This window comes from Actinosynnema sp. CS-041913, assembly GCF_050942485.1.
GTDB lineage: Bacteria > Actinomycetota > Actinomycetes > Mycobacteriales > Pseudonocardiaceae > Actinosynnema.
Genome location: NZ_CP192037.1, coordinates 7,827,531 through 7,843,415 on the forward strand (window position 1 = coordinate 7,827,531; position 15,885 = coordinate 7,843,415).

Consider the following 15,885-nt stretch of genomic DNA (forward strand, 5'->3'; position numbering starts at 1 on the left):
CGGTGACCACCGACCGCACGGTAAAGCGGCGACCCGCCCCTCGCCGGACAGCACCGACCAGACCGTCAGGCAGTGACCCGTTCGACCGTGGCGCCGAGTTTGCGCAGGTTCTCCACGAACCCCGGGTATCCGCGCTCGATGTGGAAGATCTCGTAGACCTCGGTGGCCCCATCCGCGCACAGCCCGGCCAACACCAACCCTGCGCCCGCACGGATGTCGGACGCCCACACCGGCGCACTCGACAACCGCTCGACCCCGCGCACCACGGCGTGGTGGCCGTCGGTGCGGGCGTCGGCGCCGAGCCGCACCATCTCCTCGATGAACCGGAACCGGGCCTCGAACAGGTTCTCGGTGATCATCGACGTGCCCTCGGACACGGTGGACAGCGCGATCGCGAACGGCTGGAGGTCGGTGGCGAACCCGGGGTAGGGCAGCGTCACGAAGTCCACCGACTGCGGACGCCCGTCCTGCACGACCCGGAACCCGTCCCCGTCGAAGGCGGTGACCTCGGCCCCCGCCATCCGCAGCTTCTCCAGCACCAGGTCGAGGTGGTGCGGGTTCACCCCGCGCACGGTGATGTCACCACGGGTCATCACGGCGGCGAACGCCCACGTGGCGCCGACGATCCGGTCACCGATCACCCGGTGCTCGGTCGGCGACAGCGACTCGACGCCGTGCACCGTGAGCGTGGACGTCCCGGCGCCCTCGATCCGCGCGCCCATCTCCTGGAGCATCACGCAGATGTCGACGATCTCCGGCTCACGGGCGGCGTTGTCAATGACCGTCGTGCCGTTCGCCAGCACGGCCGCCATCAGGATGTTCTCGGTGGCCCCGACACTGGGGAAGTCCAGCCAGATCTGAGCCCCGTGCAGCCCCTCGGCCTCGGCGACCACACAGCCGTGCTCGATCTCGCTGTGCGCGCCCAGCTTCCGCAACCCGTTCTGGTGCATGTCCAACGGCCGAGACCCGATGGCATCCCCACCGGGCAACGCCACCACGGCCCTCTTGCACCGCCCGACCAACGGCCCCAGCACGCACACCGAAGCCCGGAGCTTGCCCATCGCCTCCGAGTCGGCCCGGTGGTTCAACTCGGCCGGCGTCGTGATCGTGACCACACCCCCGTGGAGTTCCACGGAACAACCGAGGCTGCGCAGGACGTCGGCCATCAGCGGCACGTCCAGGATCTCCGGGCAGTTGGTGATGGTGGTCGTGCCCTCCGCCAACAGGGCCGCCGCCATCAACTTCAACACGCTGTTCTTAGCACCGACGACCTCGACCTCGCCAACCAGCCGCGCACCGCCCCGAACCCGGAAGTGCTCGCTCACCAAGGAAACTCCTCACGTCGGCCCTGCGCGCAATCCTACGGACGGTCTGAATCAAGCCAGTGCCCGGAGCCCCTTACAGTGCTCGACATGGCGGTTCACCTCACCAGGATCTACACCCGAGTAGGCGACGACGGCACCACCGGCCTGGGAGACTTCACCCGAGTCCCCAAGACCTCCCCACGCATCACCGCCTACGCGGACGTGGACGAGACCAACGCGGCCCTGGGCGTGGCCTTGGCCCTGGGCGCACTGGCCGACGACGTGGGCACCGTAGTCCGCAAGGTCCAGAACGACCTCTTCGACGTAGGCGCAGACCTCTGCACCCCGATCACCGAAGACCCGAAGCACCCACCCCTGCGCATCACCCAGGACTACGTGGACCGCCTGGAATCCTGGTGTGACGAGTACAACACCCGCCTGGAAAAGCTCGCCTCGTTCATCCTCAACGGCGGCACCCCGGGCGCAGCGCTACTACACCAGGCACGCACCATCACGCGACGAGCGGAACGCAGCACCTGGGCCCTCATAGAGGCAGAGCCGGACCACACCAACACCCTGCCGGCAAAGTACCTGAACCGCCTGTCAGACCTGCTCTTCATCCTGGCGCGAGTAGCCAACCCAGACGGCGACGTCCTCTGGCAACCAGGCGGCAGCAACACCTGACACACACAGCCCTGCGCCAGCAGCCACCAGGGGCCTCGTGTTCTCCCCGTACAGTATGGCCTGCCCGCAGGGAACCGCGCTTGTCCAGGGAGCGCAAGCACGCTTTTCGCTTGCGCTCCCTGGACAAGGGTGGTGGTCTTTGACCAGGCCATACGGGGAGAACACGACGCCCTACCTCCCCGGAGGCCTGCCAAGCGGCGAGCGCCCGCTTTTAAGCAGTCGACCCGACCGGCCGAGAGCACCCCTTCAAGCAGTCGACCCAACCAACCGAGAGCGACGCTTGAAGCTCCAGACCAGGCGCAGCAACAACCTCAAGAAGCCCAGGGAATGGACCGCCCAGGAGGCGCGGACTCCAACCAGGACAAGAACCCGGTCAACGCATCCGGCCCCATGGCGATCTCCACCGCCTCCCCCTTGACCCCCCGACACCGCAGCACCACAGCCCCGGCAGGCATCGCATAGGTCTCGGAAGCCGCAGGCTCCCGCCGATCGTCGATCGAGAACCCATCCCGAAAGATCACCAGATCCGGCCCGGCCCGCAAGCTCAACACCCGCGACCACACGAACGAATCCCCGCGGTAGTGCCCGACCCCGAGATGCCAACCCCGCCCGCTGACATCGAGCCGGGACCGCAGGGCGACATGCACCCCACCGGCTCGAAGCAATCGAACGCGGCGCCAGGTGACATACGCGAGAACCACCACCGCGACGAACAGGACCACCCCGACGACTTCGGCGATCCCCACGGCGTTTGTCCGCTCGTCCGGCGCGTCAGGCCGAGTGTCCGGCGGCGCGCAGCCGCGCGATTGCCCTGGCCCGTGCCACGTCGTCCGGGTCCGCCAAGGCCGACCGGGCTTCCTCCACGTCGATCTCGTGGGCCAGTTCGGCGGCTTCGGCGAGGATGCTCACCCCGGCCCCGGTGACCGAGAGGAACCCCCCGTGCACGGCCGCGGTCACGAGGTCGTTCTCGACGGTCCGGATGCGGACCACGCCGCCTTCGACCAACTGGCCCAGCACGGGCTCGTGGCCGGGCAGGATGCCGATCTCGCCCTCGGTCGTCTGCGCGACCACCGAGGTGGCCGTCCCGGACCACAGGCGGCGTTCCACGGCGACCAACTGGACGGTCATCTCGGCCACGCGCATCTCCCTTGTCCGGCGCTGGAGTCGTGTGCAGTCTAAACGGTCGCCTGAAGCCCGCGCCGCCCCAGCCACCCTCAGGCGCGGTCCGCGTGCGGTGCCACCCTCCTGGCGGTCGCTCCGACGGTTGTCACAGCGAGCGCGCCCAGGGCCGCCACCACCGCGAACGCGTAGAAGCCCCAAGGGTAGGCGATACCCGCAGTGAGCAAGGCCCCACCTAGAAGTGGACCACAGATCGCCCCGATCCGGCCAATCCCGGCGGCCCAGCCCAATCCCGTCGCACGGTTCCGGTCGTCGTAGACGCGCCCCACGTACGCGTACACCAGCACCTGCGCGCTGAACACGAAGCACCCGGCGACGAGCACCGCCGCGTACACGCCCACGCCGGGCAGCCGAACGCTCAGCAGCCCCAACGCCACCGCCGACGCGGCGAACCACAAGATGGTCGCCGGCCGCACGCCCACCCGGTCCGCCACCGCGCCCGCGATCACCAGTCCGATCACCGCGCCGATGTTGAGCGTCAGCAGCAGCCCCAGCGCCGCGCCCAGCGGGTACCCGGCGGACCGCATGATCTGCGGCAGCCACGTGTTCAGCCCGTACACCAGCAGCAGCCCCATGAACGAGGCCACCCAGAACGCGACCGTGGCGCGCACCAGCCCCGGCTTGAACAGCGACCCGACGATGTCCTTGACCGGGGCGGCGCGGAACGACCGCGACTCGGGCAGGTGCCGCAGCATCAGCGGCACCAGCACCAGCGCGGGCGCGGCCCCGAGGACGAACAACGCCCGCCACCCCAGCGACGGGATCACCACGATCCCCAGCAGCGCGGTGACCACCGCGCCGACGTGGTACCCGGTCATGATCCACGTGGTGGCCCGCCCGCGCCGGTCCGGCGAGGAGAACTCGGTGACCAGGGCGATCGCGGTGGGCAGGCAGCCGCCCAGCCCCAGCCCGGCCAGGAACCTCAGCAGCCCGAAGACCTCCACGGACGGCGCCACCGCGCACAACGCCGTGAACACCGAGAACCCGGCCACCGCGAAGATCAACACCTTGCGGCGGCCGATCACGTCGGTGACGGTGCCGATGGCCAGCGCCCCCACCATCATGCCCACCAGCCCGACGGTGGACACCACACTCGCACTGGCCTGCGTGAGCCCCCACTCCCGGTCCTGGAGCAGGACCGGGAGCACGGTGCCGAGCACCACGAGGTCGAACCCGTCCAGCAGCACCGCCGCCCAGCTCAGCGGGAGCACCCAACGACCAGACATGACACCTCCGTGTGTCCAGAGTGGACCAACGTCCGACTCAGGCGGACAGGGTGAGGCCCATCACCAGCCCATCGGGAGTGCCCTTTCCGATCAGTGGAAGAGTGACACCGTGCCAGCCCCCAAGTCCCTCCTCGGCCGAGCGTTCACCCTGCTCGCCGTCTTCACCGCGGACCGCCCCGCGGCGACCCTGTCCGAGCTGAGCCGCCACTCCGGCCTGCCCCTGAGCACCACCCACCGCCTCGTCCAGGAACTCATCAGCCACCGGGCCCTGGACCGGGACGAGCAGGGCCGCTTCACCATCGGCCTGCGGCTCTGGGAGCTGGGCGCCCTGTCGCCCGGCGCGCTCGACCTCAGGGAACGCGCCCTCCCCTACCTGGAGGACCTGTTCGAGATCACGCGCCACAACGTGCAGTTGGCGATCCGGGACGAGCTGGACGTCGTCTACGTGGAGCGGATCTCCGCGAAGGACGCGGTCAACATCCTCACCCGCATGGGCTCCAGGATGCCCCTGCACGCCACCGGCGTGGGCCTGGTGCTGCTCGCGCACGCCCCGCACGACATCCAGGAACAAGCCCTCAGGATGCCGCTGAAGCGCTTCACCCCGCACACCATCACCACGCCGAAAGCCCTTCGGACGACGCTGGCCACCGTCCGCCGCGACGGCTACGCCATCTCCGACCGCCAGCTTGAGACGATCACCTACTCGGCGGCGGCTCCCGTGCGAGGTCCGGGAGGCGACGTGGTGGCCGCCGTCTCGGTGGTGGTGCCCACGGACACCCGCACGGACACCGTCCTGCCCGCCGTACGGGCCTGTGGCCGGGCCATCTCCCGCGCCCTGGGGTGGCGCACCCACTGAACGGCCCGACGCCACCACGGCCGACTCCGCCCGCACCCGGAAAACCGCTCGCACGCGAAAGGCCCGCCCGACCGGAATGGTCGAACGGGCCTCCCGTGCAAGCGAACCGCTACTTGCCGGCCAGCTTCTTGGCGTTGGCCTCGACGTCGTCGAGCCCGCCGCAGCTAAAGAAGGCCTGCTCCGGGTAGTGGTCGAACTCGCCCTTGCAGACGCGGTCGAACGCCTCGATCGTGTCCTTGATCGGCACGAACGAACCCGGCTGGCCGGTGAACTTCTCGGCCACGATGAAGTTCTGGCCGAGGAAGCGCTCCAGGCGACGGGCGCGGCCGACGAGGACCTTGTCCTCCTCGGACAGCTCGTCCATGCCCAGGATCGCGATGATGTCCTGGAGTTCCTTGTACTTCTGGAGGATCCGCTTCACTTCCTGCGCCACCCGGTAGTGCTCCTCGCCCACGATGGAGGGCTCCAGGATCCGGGACGACGAGGACAGCGGGTCCACCGCCGGGTAGATGCCCTTCTGCGAGATCGGCCGGGACAGCTCCGTCGTCGCGTCCAGGTGGGCGAACGTGGTCGCCGGGGCGGGGTCGGTGTAGTCGTCCGCGGGCACGTAGATGGCCTGGAGCGACGTGATCGACTTGCCCCGGGTCGAGGTGATGCGCTCCTGGAGCTCACCCATCTCGTCGGCCAGCGTCGGCTGGTAGCCCACGGCCGACGGCATGCGGCCCAGCAGGGTCGACACCTCGGAGCCGGCCTGGGTGAACCGGAAGATGTTGTCGATGAACAGCAGCACGTCCTGGTTCTGCACATCGCGGAAGTACTCCGCCATGGTCAGCGCGGACAGCGCGACGCGCATACGCGTGCCGGGCGGCTCGTCCATCTGGCCGAAGACGAGCGCGGTGTCGCCGAGGACGCCCATCTCCTCCATCTCCAGCAGGAGGTCGGTGCCTTCACGGGTGCGCTCGCCGACGCCGGCGAACACCGACGTGCCGGAGAACTCGCGGGCGATACGGGTGATCATCTCCTGGATGAGCACCGTCTTGCCCACGCCCGCGCCGCCGAACAGGCCGATCTTGCCGCCCTTGACGTACGGGGTCAGCAGGTCGATGACCTTGATGCCCGTTTCCAGGATCTCGGTCTTGCCCTCCAACTGGTCGAACGACGGCGCCTTGCGGTGGATGCCCCACTGCTCGCCGTCGCGGCCCAGGCCCGGCGCGTCCAGGCAGTCGCCCAGCGCGTTGAACACGTGGCCCTTGACGACGTCGCCCACCGGCACCTGGATGGCGTGGCCCGTGTCGGTCACGGTCGCGCCGCGGACCAGGCCGTCGGTCGGCTGCATCGAGATGGTGCGGACCAGGTTGTCACCCAGGTGCTGGGCGACCTCCAGGGTCAGCGTCTTGGCGACCGCCTCGTAGGGGATCTCGGCGTGCAATGCGTTGAACAGCTCGGGCACGGCGTCGCGCGGGAACTCCACGTCGACGACCGCGCCGATCACCCGGACCACACGGCCGGTGCGGGTGGTGGTGGCAGTAGCACTCATGTCACTCATCACTTCCTGCGCCCCCGGTAAGCGCGGAGGCGCCACCGACGATCTCGCTGATCTCCTGGGTGATCTGGGCCTGCCGGGCCGCGTTCGCCTGCCGGCTGAGGTTGCGGACCAGCTCGGTGGCGTTGTCCGTCGCCGCCTTCATCGCGGTCCGCCGGGCCGCCGACTCCGACGCCGCAGCGTCCAGCAGTGCCGAGAACAGCCGGGTCTTGACGTACTTGGGCAGCAGCTCGCCGAGCAGCGTCTCCGCGTTCGGCTCGAACGAGTACACCGACTGGAGCTTCTCCCTGGTCGGCTCGTACTCGACCTCCATCGGCGCGATGCGCTTGGCGGTCGGCTGCTGGCTCAGCATGGACTTGAACTCGGTGTAGACGACGTGCAGCTCGTCCACGCCCTGGCCGCCGTCGTCGGTGCCCTCGATGAACGCGGGCACCACGACGTCGCCGGCTTCCGCCGCGTTCACGTAGTGCGGTAGCTGCGAGAACCCGGTCCACTCGCCCGTGATCTCCCGCCGGCGGAACCGGTAGTAGCTCACGCCCTTGCGGCCGATGACGTAGAGCACGGGCTCCTTGCCCTCGGACCGCAGCAGCGACAGCAGCTCCTCGGCTGCCCGCAGCACGTTGGCGTTGTAGCCGCCGCACATGCCCTTGTCGCTGGTCACGACGATGACACCGGCCCGCTTGGGCGCCGGGCGCTCGGTCAGCAGCGGGTGGTCGAGGTTCGCCGAGGCGCTCGCCAGCGCGGAGAGCACGCCGGTGATCTCCTCCGCGTACGGTTTGGAGGCCGCGACCCGCGCCTGGGCCTTGGCCAGGCGCGACGTGGCGATGAGCTCGTACGCCTTCGTGATCTTCTTGGTCGAGTTGACCGTTCGGATCCGCTGGCGCAGCTCGCGAATCTGGGCCGCCATGCCTACATCACTTCTCGGTCGGAGCGGGTCGGTTGACCTTCACCGACTCCTGCCCGACCTTGTCGGCGTCCATCGCGCTCGCCGGGGCCTCGTTGACCACCGAGGCGCCGCCGGAGGCGGTGAACTGCTGCTTGAACGCGTTGACAGCGTCCACGATGCCCTTCTCGGCGTCCTCGGACAACGTCTTGCCCTCGCGGATGCCGGAGAGGATCACGTCGTGGGTGCGCCGCAGGTGGTCCAGGAACTCGGCCTCGAAGCGGCGGACGTCGGCCACCGGGATCGAGTCGAGGTGGCCCTTGGTGCCGAGGTAGATGGAGACGACCTGCTCCTCCATCGGGACCGGCGAGTACTGGCCCTGCTTGAGCAGCTCGACCAGGCGGGCGCCGCGGTCGAGCTGGGCGCGCGACGCGGCGTCGAGGTCCGACGCGAACGCGGAGAACGCCTCCAGCTCGCGGAACTGCGACAGGTCCAGGCGCAGCGAGCCGGAGACCGTCTTCATCGCCTTGGTCTGCGCGGCGCCACCGACGCGGGACACCGAGATGCCCACGTTGACGGCCGGCCGCACACCGGCGTTGAACAGGTCGGACTCCAGGAAGCACTGGCCGTCGGTGATCGAGATGACGTTGGTCGGGATGTACGCCGACACGTCGTTCGCCTTGGTCTCGATGATCGGCAGGCCGGTCATCGAGCCGCCGCCCATGTCGTCGGACAGCTTCGCGCAGCGCTCCAGCAGGCGCGAGTGCAGGTAGAACACGTCGCCGGGGTAGGCCTCGCGGCCCGGCGGGCGACGCAGCAGCAGCGAGATCGCGCGGTACGCCTCGGCCTGCTTGGTCAGGTCGTCGAAGATGATCAGGACGTGCTTGCCCTGGTACATCCAGTGCTGGCCGAGGGCCGAGCCGGTGTAGGGCGCCAGCCACTTGAAGCCGGCCGAGTCGGACGCCGGGGCGGCCACGATGGTGGTGTACTCCAGCGCGCCCGCCTCCTCCAGCGCGGTCTTGACGCCCGCGATGGTGGAGCCCTTCTGGCCGATGGCGACGTACACGCAGCGGACCTGCTGCTTGGGGTCGCCCGACTCCCAGGCCTTCTTCTGGTTGATGATCGTGTCGATGCAGACCGCGGTCTTGCCGGTCTTGCGGTCGCCGATGATGAGCTGGCGCTGGCCGCGGCCGATCGGGGTCATCGAGTCGATGGCCTTGATGCCGGTCTGCATGGGCTCGTTCACCGGCTGGCGCTGGAGCACCGACGCGGCCTGGAGCTCCAGGGCGCGGTTGTCGTCGGCGACGACGTCGCCCAGGCCGTCGATGGGCTGGCCGAGGGGGTTGACCACGCGGCCGAGGAAGCCGTCGCCGACCGGCACGGAGAGCACCTGGCCGGTCCGCTTGACCTCCTGGCCCTCTTCGATCTTGTCGAAGTCACCCAGGATGACCGCGCCGATCTCGCGCACTTCCAGGTTCAGGGCCACGCCGAGCACGCCGCCGGGGAACTCCAGCAGCTCGTTGGTCATGGTGCCGGGCAGACCCTCGACGATGGCGATGCCGTCATAGGTCTCCGCGACGACGCCGACCTCTTCCCGGCTGACTTCCGGGGAGTAGGTCGAAACGTACTTCTCGATCGCACTGCGGATCTCGTCCGACGAGATCGTCAGCTCCGCCATGTCGTTCCTGCTCTCACTTCGGTAAAGGAAAGGGGCTTGTGGGCCGCGGTTCCGGTTCGGTCAGCCGGCGAGGTCGCGGCGCAGTGCCGCCAGCCGACCGGCCACGCTGCCGTCGATGACCTCGTCGCCGATCTTGATCAGCAGACCGCCGCGCAGCGTGGGGTCGACCTCCACGTGCAGCGCGACCGGCCTGGAGTAGATCCGGGTCAGCGTGGCCTCGAGACGGTCCTGCTGCGCCGCGTCCAGCTCGACGGCGGAACGGACGTACGCGACGGATCGTTCCCGGCGCTTGGCCGCGAGCGACGCCAGGTCGGCCAGGCCGCCGACGACGCCCTGGCCGCGGGGATCCCGCACGAGCTGGTCGACGAGGGCCTTGGTGGTCTCGTCCACCTTGCCCGCCACCAGGCTGTCCACCAGCGCGACCTTGCCGTCGGCGTCCGCCGCCGGGTCGGTGAGCGCCAGCTCCAGCTCGTAGTTGCCGGCGATGATCCGGCCGAGTCGGAACAGCTCGTCCTCGACGGTGTCGAGCCTGCCGTCCCGCTCGGCCCGCACCAGCAGCGTGGTGCGGGCCAGCGACTCGACGCCGTCGACCAGCTCACGCGGGCTGGACCAGCGCGCGGTGACGACCGTGGCCAGCACCTGGAGGGTGTCGCCGGAGACCTTGCCGTCGAGCAGGCCGCGCAGTAGCTGCTCGCGGCTCGCGGGCTCGGTCGAGGCGTCGGACAGGGCCCGGCGCAGCGAGGCCTGCCGGGACAGCAGGCCGACCACCGAGAACAGCTCCCCGCCCAGCTTGCCCAGGGCGGCGCTGTCGGTGCCGGCGGCACTGTCGAGGATCTCCAGCAGCCGCAGCTCGGCTGCGGCCAGCGCGTCGCGGCTGGCGGCGTGCAGCGTCATCGGCGTTCCCTCACTTGGCGGCCGGGGCCGAGGTGTTGTCGAGCTCCCCGAGGAACCGGTCGACGGTGCCCCGGCGGCGCACCTCGTCCTCCAGCGACTCGCCCACGACCCGGTCGGCCAGGTCGATGGCCAGCCGGCCCAGCTCACCGCGCAGCTCCGCGACGATCTGCGCCCGCTGGGTTTCCAACTGGGTCTGGCCCTGCGCGACGATCCGCGCGGACTCCTCCTGCGCCTTGGCGCGCAGCTCACTGATGATCTGCTCGCCCTCGATGCGGGCGTCGTCCCGGATGCGGGCCGCCTCGGCCCGCGCCTCGGCCAACTGCGCCCGGTACTGCTCCAGCGCGTTCTGGGCCTCGGCCTGCGCCTGCTCGGCCTTCTCGATGCCGCCCTCGATCTTGGCGGCGCGTTCCGCGTACAACGTCTCGAAGCGTGGCGACACGAACTTCTTGATGACGAAGAGGAGCAGCAGGAACGCGATCAGGCCGACGATGATCTCGGAATAGTGAGGGAGGACCGGGTTGATCGGCTCTCCCTCCGCCGCCAGGATGAGGGTATTCATCACCAACTCCTAATGCGATGAACGGATCAGGCGGTCGCGAGGAAGTACACGACGAAGCCGAGCAGCGCGAGCACCTCGACGATGGCGAACGTCGTCCAGGCGAGGCTCAGCAGCACGCCGCGGGCCTCGGGCTGACGGGCGGTGCCGTTGATGACCGAGGAGAAGATCAGACCCACACCGATACCGGGGCCGATCGCGGCGAGGCCGTAGCCGATCGCGGCGAGACCCTGGTTCAGGTTCTGGTTCGCGGCTTCCTGAGCAAGAGTGATAGCGCTCACTTGTGCTGTTCCCTTTCCAACTCGGTCCGCGAACACTCGCGGATCGGAGGCTTGTTGTTTCTCAGTGCTCTTCCGCCATCGCAGCGCCGATGTAGTTGGCGGACAGAAGAGCGAAAATGTAGGCCTGTAGCACCATGATGAGCGCTTCGAGGAACGTCAGCGCGATGGCGAAGAGGAACGCGATCGGCGCCACCACGACGGTGATGCCGCCGCTGAGCAGCAGCGCCTCACCCGCCAGGGTGAACACCATCAGCAGCAGGTGACCCGCGAACATCGCCGCGAAAACTCGGATGGCGAGCGTCAGGGGGTTCAGGACGAACTTCTGGAAGAACTCGATCGGGATCAGCAGGATGAGCACGAACCACGGCGCGCCGGGCGGCATGGTGGCGTGCTTCAGGTAGCCGGTGAAACCGTGGCGCTTGAACCCGACGAAGTGGTAGACCGGGTAGATGACCAGCACCGAGACGGCCAGCGGGAAACCGATGTGGGCCAGGGTCGGGAACTGGATGAACGGGATGAGCCCGAACAGGTTGTTCACCAGGACGAACGTGAAGACGGTGAGGATGAGCGGCACGAAGGGCTTGAAGTCCTTGGCGCCGATCTGCTCCCGGGCGATGGAGTTCCGGCCGAGGTCGTAGACCGACTCCGCGGCGAACTGGAACTTGCCCGGGACGAGCTTGAGGTTGCGGGTAGCCAGGAGGAAGAACGCCCCGATGATGATGATCGACAGCACCAGCAGGACCATGGGCTTGTCGACGGACCCGAAGATCGCCGGGGGGAAGAAGTCCTTCACACCGGGGGCGACGAACTCGCCACCCGAGGCCAGCACCAACGTGGTCACTGTGTTCCTTCCGGTTCTCCCGGCCGGCGTTCACTCCGCCGGGGGAATCGTCACGATCGGGACAAACGTACCTTACGCACCGCACGCGCCCGCGAGAGGCACCCCTACGAGCAGGGACGTCCCGTCCGCGCGCACCGTACCAGCCGGTAGATCAGGTGTTGCCGGGGGTGGGGATGATCACCTGACTGCGACTGCGCTTGGAAGCGCGGACCTCCATGAAGGTCGCCACGACGATGGTCGCGGCCATGGTCAGCGCGAGCGCGTTCACGTGCAGCACGGGGAACTTGCGCAGCAGCACCATCACCACGACGAGCAGGACGAGCTTGCCGAGGAAGCCGCCGAACGCGGCGATCATGATGAACTGCACCGGCAGCGCGGCCGTGCGGTGCATCAGCCAGAGCGTGATCAGGGAGCACGCGATGGCGAGCCCGCCGCCGATCAGCGCCGCGACCAGGCCGGGGACTCCGGCCAGCACGGTCCAGACCACCGCCCCGACGGCGACCGTCGCGAGGGCCGCCCAGATGAGGCCGCGGAACATCTCGCCCGCGAGCCGCTGGACGACTTTCTCGTGAGTCCACTCCTGGCTCATGTCACCCCTTCCCACTGGTCGCCACCGAGTGTAAAAGGGCCTGGTGCGACGCCCTGCGGTCGGGGGTCGGGAGCGGCCTACTTCGCGAAGTCCGGGTTCAGTTCCGGCGCACTTCGCGGAACCTGGGGATGGCGGAGACCACCAGCGCGAGCAGCAGCCCGATCGCCAGGCACCACCCCACGACGGCGGCGTCGAACACGGTCAGCGACACCGCGCCGAACGCCAGCACACCGGCCCACAGGTAGATCAGCAGCACGGCGCGGCGCTGCGAGTGGCCGATCTCCAGCAGCCGGTGGTGCAGGTGCATCTTGTCGGCGGAGAACGGGCTCTCGCCGCGCCGCGTGCGCCGGACGACGGCCATCAGCAGGTCCAGCATCGGCACGAACAGCACGGCCGCGACCACCAGCAGCGGGGACAGCAGGCCGAGCAGGTCGGTGGTGACGAAGGACGGGTAGTTGAGCTTGCCCGAGGCCGAGGTGACGGCGGCGGCCAGCATCAGGCCGATCAGCATCGAGCCCGAGTCGCCCATGAAGATGCGGGCCGGGTTGAAGTTGTGCGGCAGGAACCCGAGGCACGCGCCGGCCAGCGTGGCGGCGATCAGGGCGGGCGGGTAGGAGCCGACGTCGCCGCCGTTCCTGGCCAGCACCCCGATGCAGAACGCGCAGGTCGCGACCGCCGCGATGAGCCCGATGCCGGCGGCCAGGCCGTCCAGGCCGTCCACGAAGTTCATCGCGTTGACCATGGTGACGGCGAGCAGCACGGTGAACAGCGCGCCCTGGTTCTGGTCGAGCACGAGCAGCGAGCCGTTGCCCTTGTCGCCGTCGCCCCAGGGCACCCAGAACACCAGCCACTGGAGCCCGAACAGCACCAGCAGGCCCGCCGACGTGACCTGCCCGGCGAGTTTCGTCAGGGAGTCCAGCTCGAACCGGTCGTCCAGCACACCGACGAGGACGATCACCCCGCCACCGACGATGACGGCCCACGGGTCGTCGGAGAAGTCGAACGCGGCGCGCAGCACGGGCAACTGGTGGGCGAGCAGCATGCCGCCGAGCACGCCGCCGTACATGGCGAGCCCGCCCATCCGCGGCGTGGGCTCGACGTGCACGTCCCGCTGCCGCGGGTAGGCCACCGCGCCGATCCGGAACGCGAGCAAGCGGACCAGGCCGACCAGCAGGAACGTGACGACGGCGGCGGTCAGCGCGACGAGCAGGTACTCCCGGACGGGGAGGACGTTCAGGGTGTCGGGCAACGGGCCCACTGGTGCTAGTCCCTCGGGGTCTCGGACACTGCGGGGGCCACGCTACTCCGATCGGGAAGATCCACTAGCCGGCGACCTCGACTTCGACGCCCAGCACCTCTCGGACGTCCTGGAGCGGCACGGCGCCCTCCCGCAGGACGAGCGGCTCCGGGCCGGTCAGGTCGACGATGGTGGACGCGACGTTCTCCTCCGCCGGGCCGCCGTCGAGGTAGACGCCGACCTCCTCGCCGAGCTGGTCCCACGCTTCCTGCGCGGTGCCGGCCGGCGGGAAACCGGACTTGTTGGCGCTGGACACGGCCATGGGACCGACGTCGCGGAGCAGTTCGAGGGCCACCGGGTGGAGGGGCATCCGGAGCATGACGGTGCCCCTGGTGTGCCCGAGGTCCCAGGCGAGGGAGGGCGCGTGGTGCAGCACCAGCGACAGCCCGCCCGGCCAGAACGCCTCGATGAGGGCTCGGGCTTGCCGGGGGACGCCGAGGACCAGGCCGTCGACCGTGGTCCACGAGCCGACCAGGACCGGGACCGGCATGTCCGGGCCTCGGCCCTTGGCTTCCAGGAGGTAGCGGACGGCTTTGGCGTCGAAGGCGTCGCAGCCGATGCCGTAGACGGTGTCGGTGGGGAGGACGACCAGCCGCCCGGACCGCACCGCTCCTGCGGCGGCGGCTAGTCCGGCTGCTCGGTCGGACTGGACGCTGCAGTCGTAGAGCGTGCTCACGGGTGGATCCTGGCACAGGTTGGTGTTGGGTTGCGGTGGAGGTCACAGGTTGGGGGGCGCTCTCAGCTTCGCTCGCCGGGATTGTCGGTGCCCGCTGGTTGGATATGCGTCGGGGGGTGTTCCGTTCTGGGGGACGCCTGTGGGGTGTGCTCATGTGCGCTGGGCCGGAGGCTTCGAGTCTGCGCTGGGCCGGAGGCTTCGAGTCTGCGCTGGGCCGGAGGGTGTTCGAGCGTTGCTCGGCCGAGAGGGACGAAGAGCGCGCTCGCCGCTGGGCTGGCCGCCAAGGATGATCACAAGAGCAGGACTCGGGCGTCGTGTCATCCCCGTATGGCCTGGTCAAAGACCACCACCCTTTTCCTGGGGATGCAAGCGAAGTGCGTGCTTGCATCCCCAGGAAAAGCGCGGTTCCCTGCGGGCAGGCCATACGGGGATGACACGCAGCCCAACTAGGGGTGTGCGCTGCGCGCGCCTCGGCTTCGAGCGGTGGAAGCGGGGTGTGTGGCGGCTGGAGCGAAGCTTGGCGGTTGTTGCTTAGGTTCGGCGGGCTGTTGCGAAGCGTGGGCGGCCGGCCAGGTCGGTGTGGTCCTGTACGTCTGTCAGCACTCTGCGGGCGGCTAGTAGTGCTGGCACTGATTTGCCGTGGGTGTCGTCGTGTTCTATTGCCACGTGTCCGCCTGGCTTGAGTAGGCGTGCTGCCACGCCCACCACGTGTCGGATCACGTCCAGGCCGTCCGGGCCGCCGAAGACTGCCGCGTGGGGGTCGTGGTCGGCTACCTCTGGTTGTACCGGTGTGTCGTCTGGTACGTAAGGCGGGTTGCAGACGACCAAGTCGACCGTTCCGTCCAGATCGGACAGCACGTCCGGTGCCGTGACGTCGCCGGAGTGCAGGCGTATCGGGGTATCGCCTGCGGTGGCTTGTGTGTCTGCGTTGCGGCGTGCCCAGGACAGCGCTACTGGATCTCGTTCTACCGCGTGTACTTCCGCCCCTGGGATTCGGCGTGCCACGGCCAGTGCCAGCGCACCCGAACCTGTGCACAGGTCGACCACCAGAGGGGTTTTGCCCACTGTGGACAGTGCCCATTCCAGCAATATCTCGGTTTCCGGCCTGGGGATGAACACACCTGGACCTACCTCCAGGTCGACGCCGCCCAGGTGTGCCGAGCCGGTGAGGTGTTGGAGGGGGATGCGCTTCATCCGCTTGCGCACCAACTGGTGCAGTGCGTCCACCACCGGTGGGTCCACCAGTGGGATGAGGGGTAGGCGGGAGCGTGCCACGCCCAGGACGTGGGCGGCCAGTTGTTCCGCGTCTGCTCTTGGGCTGTCGACGCCCGCTGCGGCGAGCATGCGTTCGGCTTCCATTACTGCCAGCCGCAGCGGGTGTCGGGTCATGTGGTGAGC

The 15,885-nt window shown here is 69.0% G+C and carries 17 protein-coding genes; 2 read left to right on the forward strand and 15 right to left on the reverse strand.

What is annotated here, in order from left to right; all coding sequences use genetic code 11:
- Positions 1 to 65 precede the first annotated feature (65 nt).
- Entirely contained in the window at positions 66 to 1,325 is a 1,260-nt protein-coding gene (gene murA / locus ACQPZF_RS35240; RefSeq protein WP_433264496.1) for a UDP-N-acetylglucosamine 1-carboxyvinyltransferase, read from the reverse strand.
- An 87-nt stretch (positions 1,326 to 1,412) separates the two neighbouring features.
- Here murA and ACQPZF_RS35245 point away from each other — a divergent pair, with 87 nt between their 5' ends.
- Complete coding sequence (locus ACQPZF_RS35245; RefSeq protein WP_433264498.1) at positions 1,413 to 1,988, forward strand: cob(I)yrinic acid a,c-diamide adenosyltransferase; 576 nt, start codon at positions 1,413 to 1,415, stop codon at positions 1,986 to 1,988.
- Between the two features lie 311 nt (positions 1,989 to 2,299).
- Here the strand turns inward: ACQPZF_RS35245 and ACQPZF_RS35250 are convergent, their stop codons facing one another.
- The 3 genes from ACQPZF_RS35250 to ACQPZF_RS35260 all read right to left on the reverse strand — a co-directional run bounded on the left by ACQPZF_RS35250 (position 2,300) and on the right by ACQPZF_RS35260 (position 4,393).
- Complete coding sequence (locus ACQPZF_RS35250; RefSeq protein ID WP_433264500.1) at positions 2,300 to 2,734, reverse strand: DUF2550 domain-containing protein; 435 nt, start codon at positions 2,732 to 2,734, stop codon at positions 2,300 to 2,302.
- A gap of 25 nt (positions 2,735 to 2,759) precedes the next feature.
- Positions 2,760 to 3,125, reverse strand: a complete 366-nt coding sequence (locus ACQPZF_RS35255; RefSeq protein ID WP_433264502.1) for a F0F1 ATP synthase subunit epsilon — start codon at positions 3,123 to 3,125, stop codon at positions 2,760 to 2,762.
- 77 nt (positions 3,126 to 3,202) lie between these two features.
- Positions 3,203 to 4,393: an MFS transporter gene (locus ACQPZF_RS35260; RefSeq protein ID WP_433264504.1), complete on the reverse strand. Its 1,191-nt coding sequence runs from the start codon at positions 4,391 to 4,393 to the stop codon at positions 3,203 to 3,205.
- Between the two features lie 109 nt (positions 4,394 to 4,502).
- Here ACQPZF_RS35260 and ACQPZF_RS35265 point away from each other — a divergent pair, with 109 nt between their 5' ends.
- Positions 4,503 to 5,249, forward strand: coding sequence for an IclR family transcriptional regulator (locus tag ACQPZF_RS35265; protein WP_433264506.1), 747 nt, complete (start codon positions 4,503 to 4,505; stop codon positions 5,247 to 5,249).
- Between the two features lie 109 nt (positions 5,250 to 5,358).
- On the opposite strand, the gene atpD is transcribed toward ACQPZF_RS35265, so the two are convergent.
- The 11 genes from atpD to prmC form a co-directional block, all read right to left on the reverse strand.
- The gene (atpD, locus tag ACQPZF_RS35270) at positions 5,359 to 6,795 is read right to left on the reverse strand and encodes a F0F1 ATP synthase subunit beta (protein WP_433264508.1); all 1,437 of its coding nucleotides are present in this window, start codon (positions 6,793 to 6,795) and stop codon (positions 5,359 to 5,361) included.
- Positions 6,788 to 7,699, reverse strand: a complete 912-nt coding sequence (locus ACQPZF_RS35275) for a F0F1 ATP synthase subunit gamma (protein WP_433264509.1) — start codon at positions 7,697 to 7,699, stop codon at positions 6,788 to 6,790. The genes atpD and ACQPZF_RS35275 overlap by 8 nt, the downstream gene beginning before the upstream one ends.
- A 7-nt stretch (positions 7,700 to 7,706) precedes the next feature.
- Positions 7,707 to 9,353 carry a F0F1 ATP synthase subunit alpha gene (gene atpA, locus ACQPZF_RS35280; protein ID WP_433264511.1) on the reverse strand — a complete coding sequence of 549 codons (1,647 nt, stop codon included), beginning with the start codon at positions 9,351 to 9,353 and terminating at the stop codon, positions 7,707 to 7,709.
- 60 nt (positions 9,354 to 9,413) lie between these two features.
- The gene (locus tag ACQPZF_RS35285; RefSeq protein ID WP_433264513.1) at positions 9,414 to 10,247 is read right to left on the reverse strand and encodes a F0F1 ATP synthase subunit delta; all 834 of its coding nucleotides are present in this window, start codon (positions 10,245 to 10,247) and stop codon (positions 9,414 to 9,416) included.
- 10 nt (positions 10,248 to 10,257) lie between these two features.
- On the reverse strand, positions 10,258 to 10,806 hold the full coding sequence (locus ACQPZF_RS35290; protein WP_433264515.1) for a F0F1 ATP synthase subunit B: 549 nt from the start codon (positions 10,804 to 10,806) through the stop codon (positions 10,258 to 10,260).
- Positions 10,807 to 10,832: 26 nt separating this feature from the next.
- On the reverse strand, positions 10,833 to 11,084 hold the full coding sequence (locus tag ACQPZF_RS35295) for an ATP F0F1 synthase subunit C (protein ID WP_433264517.1): 252 nt from the start codon (positions 11,082 to 11,084) through the stop codon (positions 10,833 to 10,835).
- 61 nt (positions 11,085 to 11,145) lie between these two features.
- Entirely contained in the window at positions 11,146 to 11,925 is a 780-nt protein-coding gene (gene atpB / locus ACQPZF_RS35300) for a F0F1 ATP synthase subunit A (protein ID WP_433264519.1), read from the reverse strand.
- Between the two features lie 151 nt (positions 11,926 to 12,076).
- A complete protein-coding gene (locus ACQPZF_RS35305; protein ID WP_433264521.1) occupies positions 12,077 to 12,514 on the reverse strand; it encodes a hypothetical protein in 438 nt (145 codons plus the stop codon).
- 97 nt (positions 12,515 to 12,611) lie between these two features.
- Positions 12,612 to 13,772, reverse strand: coding sequence for a glycosyltransferase family 4 protein (locus ACQPZF_RS35310; protein ID WP_433264523.1), 1,161 nt, complete (start codon positions 13,770 to 13,772; stop codon positions 12,612 to 12,614).
- Positions 13,773 to 13,836: 64 nt separating this feature from the next.
- A complete protein-coding gene (locus ACQPZF_RS35315) occupies positions 13,837 to 14,487 on the reverse strand; it encodes an L-threonylcarbamoyladenylate synthase (protein WP_433264525.1) in 651 nt (216 codons plus the stop codon).
- A gap of 531 nt (positions 14,488 to 15,018) precedes the next feature.
- Positions 15,019 to 15,876, reverse strand: coding sequence for a peptide chain release factor N(5)-glutamine methyltransferase (gene prmC, locus ACQPZF_RS35320; protein ID WP_433264527.1), 858 nt, complete (start codon positions 15,874 to 15,876; stop codon positions 15,019 to 15,021).
- Positions 15,877 to 15,885 lie beyond the last annotated feature (9 nt).